Raw genomic sequence first — 20,351 nt, forward strand, 5'->3', positions numbered from 1 at the left:
CGCCGCACCGCGCTAAGGCCCCTCGCGAATCTTCGCATTCGCAGCACCCCGACGGTGCGCCCGCGCGGCCTATAATGGGCTGCGTCCACCGAGCGCCCGGCGGACCAGATCAGGGAAAGGACCCCGCGCCTCATGACCGCCATCGGCAACGATACGCTCGGCACGCGTGACTCGCTCACCGTCTCCGGCAAGACCTACAGCTTCTACTCGCTCCCCAAGGCGGCGGCGAAGCTCGGCGACATCAGCCGCCTGCCCTTCTCGATGAAGGTGCTGCTGGAAAACATGCTCCGCTTCGACGACGGCGTGACCGTCACGCCGGAGGACGCCCAGGCGATCGTCGACTGGCAGCAGAACCCCAAGGCGCCCAGCCGCGAGATCCAGTATCGCCCCGCGCGCGTGCTGATGCAGGATTTCACCGGCGTGCCCTGCGTGGTCGACCTCGCCGCGATGCGCGACGCGATCACCAAGCTCGGCGGCGACGCGGCCAAGATCAACCCGCTGGTGCCGGTGCACCTCGTGATCGATCACTCGGTGATGGTCGACGAGTTCGGCACGCCCCAGGCGTTCGACGATAACGTCAAGCTCGAGTACGAGCGCAACGCCGAGCGCTACGAGTTCCTCAAGTGGGGCTCCAAGGCGCTCAACAACTTCTCGGTCGTCCCGCCGGGCACCGGCATCTGCCACCAGGTGAACCTGGAATATATCTCGCAGTCGATCTGGTCGTCGCAGGCGCCCGACGGCGCCACGATCGCCTATCCGGACACGCTGGTCGGCACCGACAGCCACACGACCATGGTCAATGGCCTGGGCGTGCTCGGCTGGGGCGTGGGCGGCATCGAGGCGGAAGCCGCGATGCTCGGCCAGCCGGTGTCGATGCTGATCCCCGAAGTCGTCGGCTTCAAGCTCACCGGCAAGCTTGCCGAGGGCATCACCGCGACCGATCTGGTGCTCACCGTCACCCAGATGCTGCGCGCCAAGGGCGTCGTCGGCCGCTTCGTCGAGTTCTACGGCCCCGGACTGCACGCGATGACGCTCGCCGACCGCGCGACCATCGCCAACATGGCGCCGGAATATGGCGCGACCTGCGGCTTCTTCCCGATCGACGACAAGACGCTCGATTACATGCGCCTCACCGGCCGCAGCGACGAGAATGTCGCGCTGGTCGAGGCCTATGCCAAGGCGCAGGGCATGTGGCACGACGTCAGCGGCCCCGAGCCAATCTTCACCGACACGCTCGAGCTCGACATGTCGACGGTGCGTCCGTCGCTCGCCGGCCCGAAGCGCCCGCAGGACCGCGTCAGCCTCGACAGCGTCGACGAAGTGTTCAACGGCGACCTGACCAAGGTGTACAAGAAGGAGCAGCCCGCGCGCGTCAGCGTCGAGGGTCGCGACCATGACATCGGCGACGGCGACGTCGTGATCGCCGCGATCACCAGCTGCACCAATACCTCGAACCCCTCGGTGCTGATCGCCGCCGGCCTCGTCGCCCGCAAGGCGCGCGCGCTGGGCCTCACCCGCAAGCCGTGGGTGAAGACCTCGCTGGCGCCGGGTTCGCAGGTGGTCACCGACTACCTGAACAAGGCTGGGCTCACCGAGGATCTCGACGCGATCGGCTTCAACCTGGTCGGCTATGGCTGCACGACCTGCATCGGCAATTCGGGTCCGCTCGCCGAGCCGATTTCGGCGGCGATCAACGGCAACGACATCGTCGCCGCCTCGGTGCTGTCGGGCAACCGCAACTTCGAGGGCCGCGTCTCGCCGGACGTCCGCGCCAACTTCCTCGCCTCGCCGCCGCTCGTCGTCGCCTATGCGCTGAAGGGCACGGTGACCGAGGACATGTACGAGACGCCGATCGGCCAGGGCACCAACGGCCCGGTCTTCCTCAAGGACATCTGGCCCTCGAACGAGGAAATCCAGGGCCTGATCAGCGCCAACATCGACGACGAGATGTTCCGCTCGCGCTACGGCAACGTCTATCTGGGTGACAGCCACTGGCAGGGCATCAGCGTCACCGTGTCGGACACCTATGCCTGGCCGACCTCGTCGACCTACATCCACAACCCGCCCTACTTCGAGGGCATGTCGATGACCCCGGCGCCGGTGCAGGACATCGTCGACGCCAAGCCGCTGGCGATCCTGGGCGATTCGATCACCACCGATCACATCTCGCCCGCCGGCAGCATCAAGGCGGATTCGCCCGCCGGTGCGTTCCTCCAGTCGCATCAGGTCGCCAAGAAGGACTTCAACAGCTACGGCGCGCGCCGCGGCAACGATGAAGTCATGGTCCGCGGCACCTTCGCCAACATCCGCATCAAGAACGAGATGGTGCCGGGCGTCGAAGGCGGCATGACCAAGTACGCCGGCGAGGTGATGCCGATCTACGACGCCGCGATGCGCCACAAGGCCGACGGCACCGCGCTCGTCATCGTCGCGGGCAAGGAATATGGCACCGGCTCGTCGCGCGACTGGGCGGCGAAGGGCACCAACCTGCTCGGCGTGCGTGCGGTGATCACCGAGAGCTTCGAGCGTATCCATCGCTCGAACCTGGTCGGCATGGGCGTGCTGCCGCTGCAGTTCGCCGAGGGCGTAACGCGCGAGACGCTGAAGCTCGACGGCTCGGAAACCTTCACCATCACCGGCGTCGCGGGCCTCCGCCCGCGCCAGGACGTGGAAGTGAAGCTGACGCGCGCCGACGGCTCCTCGGAAAGCTTCCTCACTCGCTGCCGGATCGATACCGTCAACGAGCTGGAATATTTCCTCAACGGCGGCATCCTGCACTACGTGCTGCGCAAGCTCGCGGCCTGATCCGTCGCGCTACGCAAAAGGCCGGCGTCCTCCGCAGGGAGGGCGCCGGTTTTTTTGCGTATAGTTCTTCCTGTCGCGTAGTATTCACGAACATGAAGATGTGTGATGACCGCGCGACACGACATTTCAACAAAACAACAAACTGTAACATTTCCTGCTTGACCTGGTGCCGCTGCCTCCATCACCTTGGTTAACGATCGGTAAACCGGGATTCGGTGCGATCGAAGTCATCGACCAAAATGGGGGTTCGGATGAAGACGACGAAGATGAAGGCGCTGCTCGCGACTGCGACGGCATTCGGACTGGCGATTACTGCGGCACAACCTGCGGCTGCGCAGACGAAGATCGTACTCAACGACATTGGCGGTGTGACCGGCTCGCCCGCCGAACTCGGCTTCAAGATCGCCGCGAGCTATTGGGAAAGCGTCCTCACCAACAACGTGACGCTGCATTTCGACGTCGGCTTCGCCAAGCTCGGGCCGAACATCCTGGGCGGCACCAGCAGCACGCTGCTCACCAATGTCGGCATCGACAGCTATTACGGCGCTCTCGCCGCGACCGGCACGAGCGCGCTCGATGCGACCGTTGTCTCGCATCTGGCGCCGCTGAGCGCCACCGGCAGCGTTTCGGCAATCGTGCCGAACTATGCCAAGCCCGCCACCCTGGACGGCGTCGCCGCCACGGGAACGCGTCTGACGCCGGATGGCAAGGCGATCAGCAACACCATGGCGCTGAGCAGCGCCAACGCACAGGCGCTCGGCGCCGCAGCGGCGGCCTCGGACGGTACGATCCAGTTCTCGAGCGACTTCGCCTTCGACTTCAACCCGACCGACGGCATCCAGGCCGGCACCGCCGACTTCGTCGGCGTCGCCATCCACGAAATGGGCCATGCGCTGGGCTTTCTCAGCGGCGCGGACGATTTCGACTATTCGGTCGGCTCGGGTTTCAAGACCGACAATTATTGGTGGGCCTATGCGCTCGACCTGTTCCGCTACAGCGGCGACGGCCAGCTCAACTGGGCGTTCGACCAGCCCTCCTATTTCTCGATCGACGGCGGTGCGACCGTCTTCCAGGGCAAGGACTATTTCTCGACCGGCGAGAATTACGGCGATGGCTGGCAGGCTTCGCACTGGAAGGCCAACAACACCTGCAGCAACTATGTCGGGGTGATGAACCCGTACACCTGCAGCGGCCAGATGGACGAAATCACCTCCGCCGATCTCGCGCTGATGGACGCGATCGGCTGGAACGTGAACGTCGATGTCGTCGCCAATGGCGGCTACAAGTTCACCACCAAGGACGTGGCCCAGGCCTGGATCGCCGCCGGCGGCGCCGTGCCGGAACCGGAAAGCTGGACGATGCTGATCCTCGGCTTCGGCGCGATCGGCGGCGCGATGCGCTATCGCAACCGTTCGCGGCAGGTTCGCTTCGCCTGATCCCCGCGAACTGAAGGAACGACGGCCCCGCTTCTTCCGAAGTGGGGCCGTTTTGCATTGCGTTCTCGGACGGACATGTCCGTTTTGCACCTACCTCCGCTTTCCAGTCCGTGCTCAGGGGCGCTAGCAGGCGGAGCGAAGCGGCGAAGGCGCCGGTCGTTCGCCTCCAGCGGGAGTACGGCTATGGGCTCCTATCACGCGCGGTTCCTGACGTGGACGGCGGCAGCCTTGGTCACGGTCGCGGCGCCGGCCGTGGCACAGACCCACATCGTGCTGCACGATGTGGGCGGGGTCACCGGCTCTCCCGCGGACGTCGCGCTGACGATCGCGGCGCATTACTGGGAATCGGTTCTCACCAACAACGCCACCATCCACATCAATGTCGGCTTTCAGGCGCTGGATCCTGGCGATCTGGCCGCGACGGGCTTTCGTTATTATGACGGCATCACCATCGCCAGCTACCAGAACGCGCTGGCGGTGACCGGCAACAGCGCACTTGACGCGCAGGCCACCAGCCACTTCCAGCCGCTTAGCAGCGCCGGCACGCCGACGGTGCTGATCCCTGCCTATGACGACCCGGCCCACAAGAACGGGGTCGCCGCCTCCGGAACCCGCATCGCTCCCAATGGCAGCATCATCGGCAGCACCATCGCGCTCACCGGAGCCAATCTGAAGGCGCTGGTGAACAACGTGAACGGCCTCGACGCAGAAATCATCTTCTCCAGCGACTATGCGTTCGACTTCAATCCGTCGGACGGAATCACGGCTGGCAGCTATGATTTCATCGGCGCCGCTATTCATGAAATAGGGCATGCGCTGGGCTTCACCAGTGGCGTGGACACGTTCGATAACGTGGTCGGGCCGGTAGACCATATCGACAACATCCCGGTCGCCTATGGCATGGACCTGTTCCGCTATTCGGCACTGGGCCAGCTCGATTGGCGTTTCGACGCACCCGCTTATTTCTCGATCAATGGCGGCGCCACGGCTTTTGGCGGCAGCGCCTATTTCTCAACCGGTGAAAACTATGGCGACGGCTGGGAGGCCTCGCACTGGAAGATCGTCGGCAATTGCACCGGTTTCATCGGCATGATGAATCCCTATTCGTGCGACGGGGTGAACGACGTGGTGACCGCCGCCGATCTGGCGGTGTTCGACGCGATCGGCTGGAACCTCAACGTCAACGTGTTGGCAAACACCGGCTACAGCGTATCCACGGGACAGATTTATCAGGCCTATTACGCCTCCACCGCCCACCGTTCGTTCGCGATGGTGCCGGAGCCTGCGGCCTGGGCGATGCTGATCGCCGGGATCGGCTGGGTGGGCGCGGCAGCGCGCTACCGGCGGCGGCGGATGCTACTGCGTTTCGGCTGAGCCGCGAGACCCCGCATCGGGGCCCGCGGCCCGTCGCCGCTCAGCCGCCGATGCCGAGCAGCTCGATCTTGAACAGCAGCGTGGCACCGCCCGGGATCGGGCCCTTGCCCTGGAAGCCATAGCCAAGCTCGGCGGGCACCGCGATTTCGATCGTGTCGCCCACGCCCATCAGCGGCACCGCGATCTGCCAGGCGCGGATCAGCCGATCGAGCGGGAAGCGCGCGGGTGGGCCGCCGTACGAACTGTCGAACTCGCTGCCGTCGACGAAGGTGCCGGCATAATGCAGCGTCACCATGTCGCTCACCGCCGGGTGCTGGCCCGAGCCGTCGCCCTTCACTCGCCGCCAGCGCAGGCCGCCCTCGAGCACGCGCCAGCCCTGCGCCGAGCCGCGGCTGGCCAGCGCGAGCGACTGGGCGCTCTGCCAGCGCAGGTCCTGCGAGCGATCGACCGGCGCTTCCTGCGCCATGGCGGGAACGGCGAACAGCAGCGCCGTCGCTGCGAGCAGTGCGCGCGCCATCAGCCGAACACCCGGCCGGCGACGGCGTCGAGCTTGGCGAGTAGCTGCGGATCGCGCGCCGAAGGGGCAGTGATCAGCGCCATGTCGAGGCAAGTGTCGATCGGCGAGGGCGTGCGCGCCTCGGGCAGGTTGCGCAGCAGGTGCATGACCATCTTGCGGGCCTTTTCCGCATTGCTGGAGAGCTGGGCGATCACCTGCGCGACATCGACCGCCTCCTCGCCCTCGCGCCAGCAGTCATAATCGGTGACCATGCCGACCAGCGCATAGGGCAGCTCCGCCTCGCGGGCGAGCTTGGCCTCGGGCATCGCGGTCATCCCGATGATGTCGCAGCCCCAGCTGCGATACAGGTTGCTCTCGGCGCGGGTCGAGAATTGCGGGCCCTCCATCGCCAGATAGGTGCCGCCGACATGGGTGACCGCGCCCGCCGCCTGCGCCGCCTCGGCCGCCAGCGCGGAGAGGCGCGGGCAGACCGGATCGGCCATCGAGACGTGCGCGACCATGCCGCTGCCGAAGAAGCTGGGCGTACGGCCCTTGGTGCGATCGATGAACTGGTCGGCGATGGTGAAGGTGCCCGGCGCGCGTTCCTCGGCGAGCGAGCCGACCGAGGAGACGGCGAGCACGTCGGTGACGCCCAGCCGCTTGAGCACGTCGATATTGGCGCGCACGTTGAGGTCCGAGGGGCTGATGCGGTGGCCGCGGCCATGGCGCGGCAGGAACACCACCTTCACATGCCCGACATGGCCGACGAAGCAGGCGTCCGAGGGCTGGCCCCAGGGGCTCGCCACCTCCACCCATGCGCCGCCCTCGATGCCCTCGACATCGTAGAGGCCCGAACCGCCGATGATTCCGATCGTCCAACCGCTCATGCGTCACCCTTTGCTGCGTTGCGGCGGGCATAGGCGAAATAGACGACGAGACCCAAGAGGTTCCAGCAGCAGAACCATGCTTGCGTCTTGGTCGGCAGGCTGAGGAACAGGTAGCAGCAGCCGAAGATCGCGCCGAGGCCCACCACCCACGCCGCCGGGGTGCGGAACGGGCGGACGAGGTCGGGCGCGCGGCGACGCAGCACCAGCAGGCACAGGCCGACCGCGGCGAAGGCGGTGAGCGTGCCGGCATTGGCGAGCGCGGCGATCTCGTCGATCGGCAGGAACGCCGCGAACACGCTGACGATCGCGGCGGTGAACAGCGTGATCCGCACCGGCGAGCCGCGCCGCGAGACCTTGGCGAGCGCCTTGGGCAGCAGCCCGTCGCGCGCCATCACGAAGAAGATGCGGCTCTGGCCGAACAGGAAGCCGAGGATCACCGTCGGCAATGCGACGATCGCGCTGAGCGCGAGGAACTTGGCGACGCCGGGCTGGCCGATCTCGCGCAGGATCAGCGCCAGCGGCTCGGGGCTGTCGGCGAAGCGGGTATAATGGAGCGCGCCGACCGCGGTGAGCGCCACGATCATGTAGATGGCGACGCAGGCCACCATCGATCCGACGATGCCGATCGCGAGGTCGCGGCCGGGGTTCTTGGCCTCCTCGGCGGCGGTGGAGATCGCATCGAAGCCGTAGAAGGCGAAGAAGATGATCGCGGCCGCCGCCATCATCCCGCGCTCCACCCCGCCGCTGGCATGCTTGGCGAAGCCGAAGGGGGCGAACGGATCGAAATTGGCGGAATCGAAATAGGGCAGCGCGACCGCGACGAACACCGCGAGCGCGACCAGCTTCACCGCGACCAGGATCGCGTTGAGCGTCGCGCTTTCGCGCGTGCCGAGGATCAGCAGCCCGGCGACCAGCCAGACGACGAACAGCGCCGGCACGTTGACGCCCCAGGCCGCAACCTGACCGGCGACGATCTGCGGGCCGTGGGTCAGCTCCGGCGGCACGCCCATGCCGAGCAGGAAGGGCGTCGCATAGCCCGACCAGCCGACCGCGACGGTGGCGACCACCAGCGTATATTCGGCGAGCAGGCTCCAGCCGACCACCCAGGCGACGATCTCGCCGAGCGCGACATAGCTGTAGGTATAGGCGCTGCCCGAGGTGGGGATGGTCGTGGCGAGTTCGGCATAGGCGAGCGCGGCGCAGGCGCAGATCGCGCCGGCGACGACGAAGGAGAGGATCACGGCGGGCCCCGCCCGGTCCGCGCCGACGCCGATCAGGGTAAGGATGCCCGTGCCGACGATCGCGCCGACCCCCAGCGCCACCAGATGATACCAGCTCAGCGTGCGCGCCAGGCGATGCCCGTGCGGCTGGTCCTCCGCGGCGGTGATGGGTTTCAGACGGAACAGACTGGCCATGGATCCTCCCCGTTGTTCTTGGCGCGCCCGGTGATAGCGAGCCGGAGGGAGGGGGCAAGGGTGTGTCAGCCGGCCACCTTTTTCTATGCCCTAGACTCATAAACCGGATCGGCATGAATCGCCCAACTGCGGAGATTTAGCACGCCATCTGCCGCCTTTCATTGAGCGCACGAAACGTCGCTGCTCTGGTACTGGCGCGGCCCGTACGGGCCGAACTCTCGGGGATGATTTTTGCGCTTGGCCAGCCTATTCTATTGTCGGTCGCAGCGATATTCGAGAGGCTGTTTGTCTTTGACCGCGGGGGCTGGGGCTGCTTTGGCCCAGCGCTTGAATTGCGTGCGCCCCTTCAGTGTTAGCCACCCCAAAACAGCGAGGGTGAAGATTCGAATACCATTATGCATAGATGATTAGCGGCATATCGTTCACCTCGGCCAAGCAGAATGCCACGCGTTCTGCTCCAGAGTCCGTGATGTGAGGGTAAGGCGGATGTGTGAGCTCTAACGGCGTAGGCCAAATCCGGATTAGGCCCAATATCTCCCGCGCGATCTTCGGGTTCAAGGCGTATATTGGTAATGTCTTGAAAACCATGAACAATAACCGGCCGAATGAGAACGTCAGGGTCATCGTATCCGGTGAAGTCGGTCCTAGATCTGGCCTCAAAGTCATAGCCTTCAAGTGCCCAGAGCCTGTCACCCAGCGCGCATCAGCGTCTAACCGGCCGACCCACACGCTCCATCCATGCGGGGGCAGCTTGCGCTGATAAAACTGGTGTCGCTCCTCAGCAGTGACGCATTCCCTAAGCGCGTCGCCATGCACATAGGTCATTCCGAATAAGGTGGCCCAACGCGCAAGCGCTTCCCGATCCAATCCCGACAGATTTGGCCAGACGCCATCTTTCAGTTCAAGAAGCCTATCAGCAGCCTGATCATTAATGATCTGCATCCAGGTGTTGTTGCATTTTTCGCAAGGCCCATTGATTGAACGACCATAAATGGAACCGTTGCAGACCTTGTCTCTGACAACAATTATTTCGTTATCCTGGCCATATCGGACCGCGCGGTGTGTCCAAGTATCTTCGGTCTCTAGCAAATGTGGGCGGAACCGCTGCCCATAAATGTGCTCTTGTGAGTAAACGTTAACCCCGCAGTAGATGCACTTCGTTCGGAACTGGGTCTTAGCAGGCTTCGTCATGTCGGACCTCGCGCAGCCACGGAGATTGCCACCCAGATCGTGGCAAGTTAGTGCTAGCTCTTCAATTCTGTCCGCCCGCGCTCTGCTACTGACGATTGGCTCTCTTCCACCAGGGGCACTTGGTGGTCCCTACTACCACCGGTGGCACCTGCGGTGGTAGCAATCCGCCATGTACAACAGAGACGGGTTCCGCAGCCGCGCAAGAGAAAGTGGGGGAGATTAGCCGCTTCGCTTTGTCGACGGCGTGAGCATTTTGCATCTTATCTCAGCGGCAGCTCCCCACTACGCTCGGACATTCAGGTGCTCACGCAAGAGCGGACGTTTATGGGGGCCAAGACCTGGTAGTGCTCCCGCTTGCAAGAGCGCCAGGCGCGGGGGCGACGTGACGGTTCCTTCTGCAGCGCGTCGTCCGCTACCGGCACACACCGTCCCCTAACGCCGGGGCGAGGACTGAAAAGGGGAGGTGCCGCTTACTGCTGGCTGCAGCTCGTCAGCTTCGCCGCCTCGGACGACTTGGCGACGGCATCGCCTTCCTTGACCTGGTAGAGCTGCGGCCAGCGCTTGCCGGTGACGAACAGCCGCTTGGTCGGCGCATCATAGGCGATGCCGTTGGCGACATTGTCGGTGCCGCGATCCTTCGGCCCCAGGTCGCTGACGTCGAGGAAGCCGGTGACCTTGCCGCTGGTGGGATCGATCTTGGCGATCAGGTTGGTCTGCCAGATATTCGCATAGATCTGCCCGTCGACCCATTCGAGTTCGTTGAGATTGGCGACCGGGCAGCCATTGGCGGTCACCCGCAGCGTCGAGGTCACCTGCATCGAATTGGGATCGAGGAAGCGCAGCACCGGGGTGCCGTCGCTCATGATGATGTTCTTGTCGTTGCGGGTCAGGCTCCAGCCCTCGCCGGTATAGGCGAAGGTGCCGCGCGGCTCGAACGTGTCGAGGCCGTAGATGAAGCCGGTCTTGTCCTGCCAGGTCAGCTGGAACAGCTTGTCGCCCCAGGCGACGATGCCCTCGCCGAAATAGGGGGCGGGGAGCGCGGTTTCCTGCTGCACCTTGCCGGTGGCGGGATCGAGCTTGCGGATCACCGATTCGCCGATCTGGCCGGTGCTCTCGTACATCGCGCCCTTTTCGAAGAAGAGGCCTTCGGTGAAGGCGCTTGCGTCGTGCGGCAGCGTCGCGACGGCGACGGCGCGCACCACCGGGATGCCGCTCGGCTTGATCCGGGTGAAGGCGAAGGCGGCGCCTCCGACCAGCACGATCGCGGCCAAGACCACCAACAGGATGCGCTTCATCGGAACCCTCTTCGCTTCTACGTGCGCCCACCCAAGCCGAAGCGGGGCCGCCGTGTAAACCCCTAGCGCGCCAGATCGCGGCGGACATAGACGAGGAGATGGGTCTCCTCTCGGGGCGCGCGCAGTTCAAGGCGATAGTCGCGGGCGAGCAGCGGCGCCATCACCGCGAGGCTCTGCCGGTTCCAGGGCGCGAGCGGCGGGTCCATCGTCACCACCACGGGCGGGCGCGTCGCCATGATGCGGCGGACCTCGGCGGCCTCGTCGATCCCGGTCGCGCCCTGCTCGGCTTCGTAGGCGAGGGTCGACGGGAAGGCATAGGCGGTCGGCACGCAGGCATGGCCGAGCAGGTACAGCACCGAATCGCCGGCGAAGACATAGGGGCAGCCCTGATGGGCATGCGCGGCGACGATCCGTCCCGCGGCGCGGGCGGTGGCGCGGTCGTCGGGCTCGATCTGCCAGTGGAAGACGAACAGCATCGCGGCGGCGAGGGCGCTCGCGCCAAGCGCCACCCGGGATCGCCCGAGCGCAGGGGCGGCGACGATGACGAAGGGTACCAGCAGCGGCAGCGCGTAATGGTCGAAGAAGGCGCCGATCATTGCGAAGCCGATCAGCGCCGCACCCAGCCAGCCGAACGCCACCCGCAGCTCGGCGCGATGCTCCGCCGGCTGCCACCGCCAGCTGAGTGCCGCGCAGACGAGGAACGGCGAGAGTTGCGCGGTCGTTCCGGCCAGCCGATCAACGATCTTGGCCGCGGGATAACTGCGCCGCAGCGCCACCGATGCGAAGTTGGAGAACCAGAAGCTCGAGAACACCGCGGATCCCTGGGCATGATACCAGGCGACCGCACCGAGCGTCGGCGCCAGGCCCATCAGCGCCCATAGCATCGCTGCACCGCCGAGCAGCGGCAGCTTCGCCTCGGCGCGGTGCAGGTACCAGAGATGCGCCAGCCCGAAGAACGCGCCTTCCACCACCGGCGTATATTTGGTCTGGATCGCCAGTCCTGCGAGCAGGCAGGCGGCGGCGCCCTGCAGCACGATCCCCCGCCGGTGGCGCGTGTCCGCAAGGGCGGGCAGCCGCAGCGTCAGCCAGCCCGCCGCCGCCATGAACAGGTTGTAGAAGACCGGTGACTGACCGCCACGCCCGCTGAGATAGCCGAGCCACAGCAGATAGGCGCAGCCCGCCGCCGCCGCGCCCAGCGTCCGCGCACCCAGCCGCCGCGCCGAAAGCGCAATGAACCCGGCGGTAAGCGCGGCGAACACGGTCGCGGTCAGCTGATAGGCGAGGATGCCGTCGCCCGGCAGCAGCCGCATGCCGGCGAACAGCAGGAACAGTCCCAGCGGCTTGCGGTCCCAGAAATCGACATAGGGCAGCGCGCCGTGCAGCATCCGGTCGCCGACCAGCAGATAATATTGCTCGTCGACATGGATCACCGGATTGCCGAAATCGTGCAGCCGCAGCGCGAACGCGACGCCGGTGAACAGCAGCAGCGTCCATGCGATATGATGCCACGCGCTTGCCGGACGGGCGGTGCGAACTGGGGTCCAATGCTCCACGGGGCAGACCAACTAGTCGGCGAAGGCGTCCGCGTCATGCGCGAAATTTCTGCGTGCGATGGTGCGGAACCGCTTCGCCATATCGTCGCCGATCCCAGCCTTAACAGGTTCCAAATTTTTATCGCCGGAGCAGTGTGGATCGGTCGCGCAGGCGTCGTCTTTCGATCGGGTGGGGAGGAACTGGCCGAGCCAGGAACCGACCGGCGGCAAGCACTTGGCCGCCGTTATGGTTCTGCGGGCGGTCCCCTGCGCCCATTCGACTCGATGGGATGTTCGCAGCGATGTTTCTGGATCTTTCGAAGGACCCGTTCGACCGGCAGCCGCAAGGCCCGAACCTGCAATGGACCGTGCTGATCCCGTTCTTCAACGAGCGCGATTATCTACCGGCAACGATCGAGAGCCTTGCCCAGCAGACCACCAAGTGCACGCTGGTGCTGGTCGACAACGGCTCGACGGATGGTAGCGCCGAGGTGGCCGAGGCGTTCTGCCGGGCCTATAAGCTCGATTACCTGCTGATCACCGAACGCACGCCGGGCAAGGTTGCCGCGCTGCGCGCCGGGCTCGCCTGGGTGCGCACCCGCTGGGTCGCGACCTGCGATGCCGATACCGTCTATCCGCCGCACTATCTCGAGGCGGCGGAGGCGATCCTGTCGCGGCCCGGCCATGTTGTTGCGGGTGCCTATTTCATCGCACCCGAGATCAGCGATCCGGCGCGGGTGACCGAGGCGGCGCGGTTCCTCACGGCCGCGCGGCTGCTGCCACGGCAATGCCATGCCGGCGGTGCGGGCCAGGCCTTCTGCACGCGCAGCCTGCGCGCGGCCGGCGGCTTCGATGCGGCGCGCTGGAATTTCGTGCTCGAGGATCACGAGGTGATCCACCGCGTGATGCGTCAGGGCCGTATGGGCTATGGGGCGGATTTCTGGTGCACGCCGAGCCCGCGCGAGCGCGACCGCGATTCGATCCGCTGGACGCTGTTCGAAAGACTGCTCTATTCGGTCGCCGCGCCGATCGCGGGCGACTGGTTCTTCTACACATTCCTCTCGCGTCGGCTGCAGCGCCGCCGCCTGCTGAGCAATCGCATCCGCGAGCGCCAGTATCAGCATCTCGAAGGACCGGTGCTTGTCCCGTCTCATTCTCTGCTCTGACGATTTCGCCTATTCGCCGGCGATCAGCGCCGCGATCGTCACCCTCGCACAGGCCGGCAAGATCAACGCGATCAGCTGCATGGCGGTGATGCCCGGCTGGGCGGAGGATGCGCGGCTGCTGGCGGACCTGCCGGCGCATGTCGAGATCGGGCTGCACCTGACGCTGACCGAGGAAGCGCCGCGTACCGCGATGCCGCGTTTCGCGCCGGGCGGACGGATGCCGACGATCGACCCGCTCTCCCGTGTGGCGGGGCGCTGGGCGATACCGCTCGACGAAGTGGCGATGGAGGTTTCCGCACAGTTCGACGCCTTCTTCGCAGCAATGCGGCGGCCGCCCGACTTTGTCGACGGGCACCAGCACGCCCATGCGCTGCCGGGCATCCGCGATCTGGTGCTGGCGGAAACCGTCGCGCGCGCGCCGCATGCCTGGGTTCGCGATTGTACCGATAGCCCCTTGGCGATCCTGCGGCGCCCCTTCTCCGGGAAGGCGATCGGCAGCGCCTGGCACAGCCGGGGCCTGCGCAAGGCAGCTGCAGCGCTGGGGCTGCGCACCAATCACGGCTTTTCCGGCCATTATGACTTCCGAGGCGATTATGCCGCCCTGTTTCCGCGCTTCCTCCGCCGACCGGGGTCGATGCACCTCGTGATGTGCCATCCGGGAGCGGGCGAGCGTGCCGGCGACAGTATCGCCGCGGCACGCATTGTCGAAGCCAAGGCCTTGCACCGGCTGCCGATCGCCGACATGGCTGGTGCCGAGGGACTGGCGTTTCCTGCCTGACCCTCGCCGGGGGATCGAAGGGGCGTGGGCGACGACGGGCTGAAGGCGGTGTTCCTGGCGCAGCGGCCGATGCTGCTGCGCTTGCTTACCGCGCGCCTGAGCAATCGCGATGATGCCGAGGACGCGCTGCAGGACATGTGGCTGCGAATCGATCAACTGGCCGAGCAGCCGATTGCCCAGCCTGCCGCGTTCCTCTTCCGCGTCGCCGCCAACCTCGCCACCGATCGGCGCATCGCGGCTGGTCGCCGCGGCAGCCGCGACGCCGGCTGGATGGAGACCCAGCCCGGCGCCGAGGAAGTGCCCGATGCCGAGCGCACGCTGGTCGCGCGCAGCGAATGGCATGCGGTGGAGGAGACGATCGCCGAGATGCCGGAGCGGATGGCAACCGCCCTTCGCCTGTTTAGGCTCGAGCAGCGTCCGCAGCGTGCGATCGCAGAGCAACTGGGTATTACGGTGAGCGGCGTCGAGAAACTGCTGCAGCGCGCCTACAAGAAAATTCAGGAGCGGCTCGATTCCGGTGGTGCGGGTTCGCCCGGCGTGCGTCGTCTCGATAATGAAAGGGGTTCCGACCGTGCAGGTTGAGACGGAAGACGCAATCCAGACGGCGATTGCCTGGCAGCTGAAGCTGGCCGAGGCGGACGAGGCCGTGTGGGCGGCGTTCGTCGCCTGGCTGGAGGAAAGCCCTGCGCATGCGGCGGCCTATGATCGTGTCGCGGCGACCGACCGGCTGATCGCGGAGGCGCGCTTCCCCGAACCCGCCCCCATTGCGGAAAACGACAATCTGCCCGCGCCACGCCGCTGGCTCTGGTGGACGGGCGGTGCCGTGGCGGCGGCGGCCGTGGCGCTTGCGATCGTGCCGACGATTCAGCCGCGCGCGCAAACCTATCAGGTCGCCACCCGCGACGGCGAGCGCCGGACGGTAGCACTCGGTGACGGCACGAAGATCGAGCTGAGCGGGGGCACCCAGTTGACGCTCGACCGTGCCGATCCCCGCGTCGCGACGCTCGATCGCGGTGAGGCGCTGTTCCATGTTCGCCATGATTCCCGCACGGCGTTCACGCTCAAGGTGGGCCGAGTCGCGGTGCAGGATCTGGGTACCGTGTTCGACGTGACGCACGTCGGCGGGCGGATGAGCGTCGCCGTTTCGGAAGGATCGGTTGCGTTCGAGCCGGGCAGTGCGGCGGTGACGCTGCGCGCCGGGGACGCATTGTCCGCACGCGACGATGGCGGGGAGGTGACGCGGACCCGCGTCGCCCCGGCACTTGTGGGCGGCTGGCGCAGCGGGCGTCTGAGCTTTGCCGGCCAACCCTTGCACGAGGTTGCAGGGTCGCTGAAACGGCTTTACGGCACCGATATCGCCCTGCGGGGCACGCTGTCGGAAAGGCCGTTCACCGGTGTCGTTCAATTTTCGGGCGTCGCCGATCGCGATGTGCCGCGCCTTGCCGAATTGATCGGGGCGACGTGGCGTCGTGACGGGGGGCAGTGGATATTGGCGGAGCAGGGGGCGAGCGCCCCTTAGTCTCGCGCTCGCCCTGGCGCTGCCCGCCACGCCGGCGCTTGCCCAGCGCGGACCGATCAGCCTGCCCGCGACAACGCTCGACGTCGCCATCGGCCAGCTGGCCCGCGAGACCGGCGCGGATATCGTCAGCATCGATCCGAGCCTACGCTCGATCCGGACGCCGGCGATCCGCGGCGCGCGCGACCTGGAGGCGGCGCTTCGCCAGCTGCTGAAGAATACGGGCTATCGCGCGCGACGCCTTGCCGGGGGCGGCTATCGGATCGAACGGGGTGCGCTGCCGCCAGCGCGGGCGGTGCCGCCGGCACGGCCTCCCGCCGCGCCGTTGCCACCGCCGCCGGCCCCGGACCCCGATATTGTCGTTACCGCCAGCAAGCAGCGGATCACGCTGCTGCGCTATCCGGGCAGCCTGACCCAGGTCGCCGATCCGTCGGCGCTGCCGGGCGCCGCCGCCGGCACGCTGAGCGATGCCGCGCATCAGGTGCCGATCCTGCAGAGCACGCAGCTGGGCGCGGGTCGCAACAAGGTGTTCATCCGCGGTATCGCCGACAGCAGCTTCAACGGCAGCACCCAGGCGCCGACCAGCGTCTATCTCGACGACGTCCAGCTCAACTATTCGGGTCCCGAGCCGGGGCTGCGGCTGTACGACATGGCCAGCGTCGAGGTGCTAGAAGGGCCGCAGGGGACACTGTACGGCTCCGGTGCGATCGGCGGGGTCATCCGGCTGACCTCGAACGCGGTGAATCTGCGCGACATCGCCACCGCCGCCACCGCCGGCATCACCGCGACCGGCGGCGCGGAGCCGGGCTACGACCTCGCCGGCATGCTCAACCTGCCGCTGCGGCAGGACAAGGCTGGGGTGCGGCTGGTGGCCTATCATATTCGTGACGGGGGCTATCTGCGCGATCAGGATCGCAAGGTTCGCGACGTCAACCGCGCCAACACCAGTGGCGCACGTGTGGCGCTCCGTGTCGCGCCAGGAGAAGGCTGGCAGGTGGAGGCGAGCGGGGCCGGGCAGTGGATCGACGCCGCCGACGGGCAATATGCCGAGCGCATCGAGGGAACGCTGGCGCGGCGCACGCTGCTCGCGCAGCCTTTCGACAACCGCCTGTTGTTCGGGCGACTGGTGGTAAGCAAGGACTGGGACAGCGGCCTCCGCTTCGTCTCGGCGAGCGGGATTGCAGGCTTCGACACGCGCGAGATTTTCGATGCGACGGCGCGGAGCGCGCGCGGTGCCGTGCTGAGCCCGCGGACGATCTACCGCGCCAATCACGACAAGCAGCTGATCGGCCAGGAGGCGCGGCTGTCGCGCTCGCTGCCCAATGGCAATAGCTGGGTCGCCGGTTTCACGGTCGTCAGCGATCGCGACGTGCTGACCCGCAGCGTTGCCCAGGCGGGGCGAGACGTCAGCATTGTCGGCGTCACCAACGTCACCAACGCCTTCTCCGGGTTCGGCGAGGCCACCTTCGTGCTCACGCCCAGGCTGTCGGTGACGGCCGGCGGGCGCTATTCGAGCGCACGCACCGATGGCGACCCTTCGGCGCAGGCCCGCCCCTCGAACTTCGTGAAGGGACGCCTGACCCAGCGCTTCGATCCCACCGTCGCCGCCTCGTGGCAGCTGGCAACGGACCTTGCGCTGTTTGCCCGCTTCCAGACCGGCTACCGCACCGGCGGTCTCGCCGTCGCGCCGGGGATCGGCCGCGTGGCCGACTACAAGTCCGACGCGATCACCGTCGTCGAGGCAGGGCTGCGCAAGCTGCGCCGGGGGGCGACCGGTCTCGCCGCCTCGGGCAGCGTCTCCGCCGCCTCGTGGGAAAATGTGCAGGCGGATCTGATCACGCGACTGGGCCAGCCCTATACCGCCAATATCGGCAATGCGAAGATCGTCACGCTGGAGGGCAATCTCGATTGGGTGCCGGTGCGCGGGCTGCGCGCGCAGGCGTCGTTCCTGTTCACCGACAACCATGTCGAGGGGCCGATCGCGGACCTGTCCAAGCGCAACAACCGCCGCCTGCCGGAGACGCCGCCCTTCGCGGCGCATGCCGGCCTTTCCTATGCGTGGGAGGCATCGCGCGTGCGGCCGCGGATCGGGCTTTCGGCGGATTACACGGGGCGGTCGGTGCTTGGCACGGGCGACTTTCTCGATGTGAGCCAGGGGCGCTACTGGACCGCGGACGCCTTCGCCGCGCTGCGCATCGGCAAGGCGGAGCTGAGCGTCACGCTGAACAACCTCACCGATCGCCGCGCCAACCAGTTCGCGTTCGGCAACCCGTTCAGTCTGAACCTGCGCGATCAGCTGACGCCGCTGCGGCCGCGCAACCTCCGCATCGGGATCACGACGGGCTGGTGACCGCCGTCTCGGGGGCGAGCGGGAAGCGCAGCGAGACGCGCGTTCCTTCGCCCGGCCGGCTCTGCACGACCAGCCTGCCATTGTGCACGTCCATGATCCGGCGAACGATCGACAGGCCCAACCCCGCGCCGTCCGAGCGCTGATGATCGGCACGCCAATAGCGTTCGGTGGCATCCTGCGGGTTGGACGCGGCGATGCCCGGCCCGTCGTCGCCTACCATCAGCACCCCGTCGGGGGCGACCAGCACATCGATCGCGGTGCCCGCAGGCGTGTGGCGGCTGGCATTGGTGATGAGGTTGGCCAGTGCGAGTCCCGCCAGCACCCGGTTGCCGCGGATCGGCACCGGTGCAAGCGGCGCATCGAGCGCGATCGAGTCGCCGGCGGCGAAGATCTGCGGCGCGTGCAGCCCGATCGTTTCCTGCGCGAGCAGGCGGGCGTCGAAGGTTTCGAACCTGTCCTCGGCCGCGACTTCGAGTGCGGCGAGATCCTGCAGCTGGGCAACGACATGGCCGAGCCGATCGACCGAGTCGCGCAGCCGGGCGCGCAGGGCGGGATCCTCGACCGCCTCCAGCTCCACCCGGTACACGGTGAGCGGCGTGCGCAGCTCATGCGCGACATTGGCGACGAATTCGGACTGGTTGCGGAAGCTCGCCTGCAACCGCGCCAGCAGGTCGTTGGTGGCATGGGCGAGCGGCGCCACCTCCAGCGGCAAGCCGGCTTCCTCGATGCGGACGTCGAGATTGTGCGGGCCGATCGCCGCGGCCTGCTGCGAAGCATCGCGCACCGCAAAGAACAGCCAGGCTGTCAGCGCGCTGTTGATCAGCGGCAGCAGCAGCAGGATCGAGATCAGCACCGGATCATAGCGGCGGATGAAGCCATGGATGACGTCGTCGAGGATCGCGCCGGGACCGGTGCGGTCCTGGGTCACGATCACCCAGATGCGGTCGGTGCCGACCCGCACCGGCTGGCTGACGCCCACAAAGGCGCCTGCGCGGAACGGGACCCGCTCGGCAGCCCGTGGCGCGTTCCGCCAGGGCACGAGATCGGCATAGGGGCTTTCGGCGATCGTCCGGCCTGCGGCATCGGCGACGGCGAAGGCGCGGCCGTCATAGGGCGAGGCGTAGAGGCGGACCATCGCCGGATCGAGCCGGACGATCGGGCCGTTCGCGCCGCCGCGGATGCCAAGGGCGATCGCCCGCGCCTGCTCGGCGAGGATGCGCTGTTCGTAGCGGTGCGCCTCGGTGCGGAGGAACGAGGTGAGCAGCATCGGCAGCGCCACCGCGGCGATCGCGATCGCGCCCAGTTCGAGCAGCAGGATGCGGGCGATCAGCGAGCGCGGCCAGAATTTCATCGCGCCCGTCTATCGCAAGCCGGCGGCGGCGGCCATCAGGCCGCGATATCGCGCATCATGTAGCCGACGCCGCGGATCGTTTCGATGCGCAGCGTCGCGCCCGCGGCCTCCAGCTTGCGGCGCAGGCGATAGGCCTGCACCTCCAGCGCGTTGGACCCCACCGGTTCGGTAAGGCCGTACAGCTGGTCCTCGGCGAACTGCTTGCTGATCACCTGGCCGAAGCGACGCAGCAGCAGCGCGGCGAACTGTCGCTCGCGGGCGGTGAGGATGACGGGGGTCTCGCCCACCGTCAGGTCGCCCGAGACGGTGTCGAAGCGGACATTGCCGAAGCGCAGTTCCGCCCCCGCCAACGCGCCCTGGCGGCGAAGGACCGCGTGGAGGCGTGCGGTCAGTTCGTCGACGTCGAACGGCTTGACGACATAGTCGTCCGCGCCGGCATTCAGCCCCGCGATCCGCGCATCCAATGCGCTGCGGGCGGACACGGCGATCACGGGAATCGGGTCGTTCTGTGCGCGCAGGCTGCGGATCAGCGCGAGGCCGTCGCCGTCGGGCAATCCCAGGTCGAGCAGCAGCGCGGCATAGCGCGCGGCTGCCAGCATCTGGCGGCCATCGGCGAGGTTGGCGGCAACGTCGCTCTGCACGCCGCGTCGCTTCAACGCTTCGGTCAGCGCGTTGGCGAGCGGCTGGTCGTCCTCGATCATCAGCACCCGCACGATTTCATCTTCCCGTAAGCTTCCTGTCAGTCGGGTCCAATAATGG

General features: G+C 66.9%; 16 protein-coding genes. 8 read left to right on the plus strand and 8 right to left on the minus strand.

Annotated elements, in window-relative coordinates:
• Nucleotides 1-132 precede the first annotated feature (132 nt).
• The 3 genes from acnA (at nt 133) to ABIC65_RS14475 (ending at nt 5,615) form a co-directional block, all read left to right on the plus strand.
• On the plus strand, nt 133-2,805 hold the full coding sequence (gene acnA, locus ABIC65_RS14465) for an aconitate hydratase AcnA (protein ID WP_354309667.1): 2,673 nt from the start codon (nt 133-135) through the stop codon (nt 2,803-2,805).
• Nucleotides 2,806-3,056: 251 nt separating this feature from the next.
• Nucleotides 3,057-4,241 carry an NF038122 family metalloprotease gene (locus ABIC65_RS14470; protein ID WP_354309669.1) on the plus strand — a complete coding sequence of 395 codons (1,185 nt, stop codon included), beginning with the start codon at nt 3,057-3,059 and terminating at the stop codon, nt 4,239-4,241.
• Between the two features lie 183 nt (nt 4,242-4,424).
• Nucleotides 4,425-5,615, plus strand: coding sequence for an NF038122 family metalloprotease (locus ABIC65_RS14475; protein ID WP_354309671.1), 1,191 nt, complete (start codon nt 4,425-4,427; stop codon nt 5,613-5,615).
• Nucleotides 5,616-5,655: 40 nt separating this feature from the next.
• Here ABIC65_RS14475 and ABIC65_RS14480 read toward each other — a convergent pair whose 3' ends face one another.
• The 6 genes from ABIC65_RS14480 to ABIC65_RS14505 form a co-directional block, all read right to left on the minus strand.
• Nucleotides 5,656-6,132 (minus strand): FKBP-type peptidyl-prolyl cis-trans isomerase, encoded by a 477-nt coding sequence (locus tag ABIC65_RS14480; protein ID WP_354309673.1) that lies wholly within the window; start codon nt 6,130-6,132, stop codon nt 5,656-5,658.
• Nucleotides 6,132-6,998: an S-methyl-5'-thioadenosine phosphorylase gene (locus ABIC65_RS14485; RefSeq protein ID WP_354309675.1), complete on the minus strand. Its 867-nt coding sequence runs from the start codon at nt 6,996-6,998 to the stop codon at nt 6,132-6,134. The genes ABIC65_RS14480 and ABIC65_RS14485 overlap by 1 nt, the downstream gene beginning before the upstream one ends.
• On the minus strand, nt 6,995-8,413 hold the full coding sequence (locus ABIC65_RS14490; RefSeq protein ID WP_354309676.1) for an amino acid permease: 1,419 nt from the start codon (nt 8,411-8,413) through the stop codon (nt 6,995-6,997). The genes ABIC65_RS14485 and ABIC65_RS14490 overlap by 4 nt, the downstream gene beginning before the upstream one ends.
• A gap of 393 nt (nt 8,414-8,806) precedes the next feature.
• Complete coding sequence (locus tag ABIC65_RS14495; protein ID WP_354309677.1) at nt 8,807-9,604, minus strand: hypothetical protein; 798 nt, start codon at nt 9,602-9,604, stop codon at nt 8,807-8,809.
• Between the two features lie 470 nt (nt 9,605-10,074).
• Nucleotides 10,075-10,899: a glutaminyl-peptide cyclotransferase gene (locus ABIC65_RS14500; protein ID WP_354309679.1), complete on the minus strand. Its 825-nt coding sequence runs from the start codon at nt 10,897-10,899 to the stop codon at nt 10,075-10,077.
• A gap of 62 nt (nt 10,900-10,961) precedes the next feature.
• Nucleotides 10,962-12,452: an ArnT family glycosyltransferase gene (locus ABIC65_RS14505; RefSeq protein WP_354309680.1), complete on the minus strand. Its 1,491-nt coding sequence runs from the start codon at nt 12,450-12,452 to the stop codon at nt 10,962-10,964.
• Nucleotides 12,453-12,733: 281 nt separating this feature from the next.
• Here ABIC65_RS14505 and ABIC65_RS14510 point away from each other — a divergent pair, with 281 nt between their 5' ends.
• The 5 genes from ABIC65_RS14510 to ABIC65_RS14530 are packed head-to-tail and all read left to right on the plus strand — an operon-like array spanning nt 12,734 to nt 18,241.
• Nucleotides 12,734-13,597, plus strand: a complete 864-nt coding sequence (locus ABIC65_RS14510) for a glycosyltransferase family 2 protein (protein ID WP_354309681.1) — start codon at nt 12,734-12,736, stop codon at nt 13,595-13,597.
• On the plus strand, nt 13,572-14,375 hold the full coding sequence (locus ABIC65_RS14515) for a ChbG/HpnK family deacetylase (RefSeq protein WP_354309682.1): 804 nt from the start codon (nt 13,572-13,574) through the stop codon (nt 14,373-14,375). The genes ABIC65_RS14510 and ABIC65_RS14515 overlap by 26 nt, the downstream gene beginning before the upstream one ends.
• Before the next feature lie 24 nt (nt 14,376-14,399).
• Complete coding sequence (locus ABIC65_RS14520; protein WP_354309683.1) at nt 14,400-14,957, plus strand: RNA polymerase sigma factor; 558 nt, start codon at nt 14,400-14,402, stop codon at nt 14,955-14,957.
• Nucleotides 14,947-15,894: a FecR family protein gene (locus ABIC65_RS14525; protein ID WP_354309684.1), complete on the plus strand. Its 948-nt coding sequence runs from the start codon at nt 14,947-14,949 to the stop codon at nt 15,892-15,894. The genes ABIC65_RS14520 and ABIC65_RS14525 overlap by 11 nt, the downstream gene beginning before the upstream one ends.
• A complete protein-coding gene (locus ABIC65_RS14530; protein ID WP_354309686.1) occupies nt 15,845-18,241 on the plus strand; it encodes a TonB-dependent receptor in 2,397 nt (798 codons plus the stop codon). The genes ABIC65_RS14525 and ABIC65_RS14530 overlap by 50 nt, the downstream gene beginning before the upstream one ends.
• Here the strand turns inward: ABIC65_RS14530 and ABIC65_RS14535 are convergent.
• Together ABIC65_RS14535 and ABIC65_RS14540 are read right to left on the minus strand one after the other, a co-directional pair.
• On the minus strand, nt 18,225-19,592 hold the full coding sequence (locus ABIC65_RS14535) for a sensor histidine kinase (protein ID WP_354309688.1): 1,368 nt from the start codon (nt 19,590-19,592) through the stop codon (nt 18,225-18,227). The genes ABIC65_RS14530 and ABIC65_RS14535 overlap by 17 nt on opposite strands.
• A gap of 35 nt (nt 19,593-19,627) precedes the next feature.
• Entirely contained in the window at nt 19,628-20,293 is a 666-nt protein-coding gene (locus tag ABIC65_RS14540) for a response regulator transcription factor (RefSeq protein WP_354309689.1), read from the minus strand.
• Between the last annotated feature and the right edge of the window lie 58 nt (nt 20,294-20,351).

The organism is Sphingomonas trueperi, assembly GCF_040545665.1.
GTDB lineage: Bacteria > Pseudomonadota > Alphaproteobacteria > Sphingomonadales > Sphingomonadaceae > Sphingomonas > Sphingomonas trueperi_B.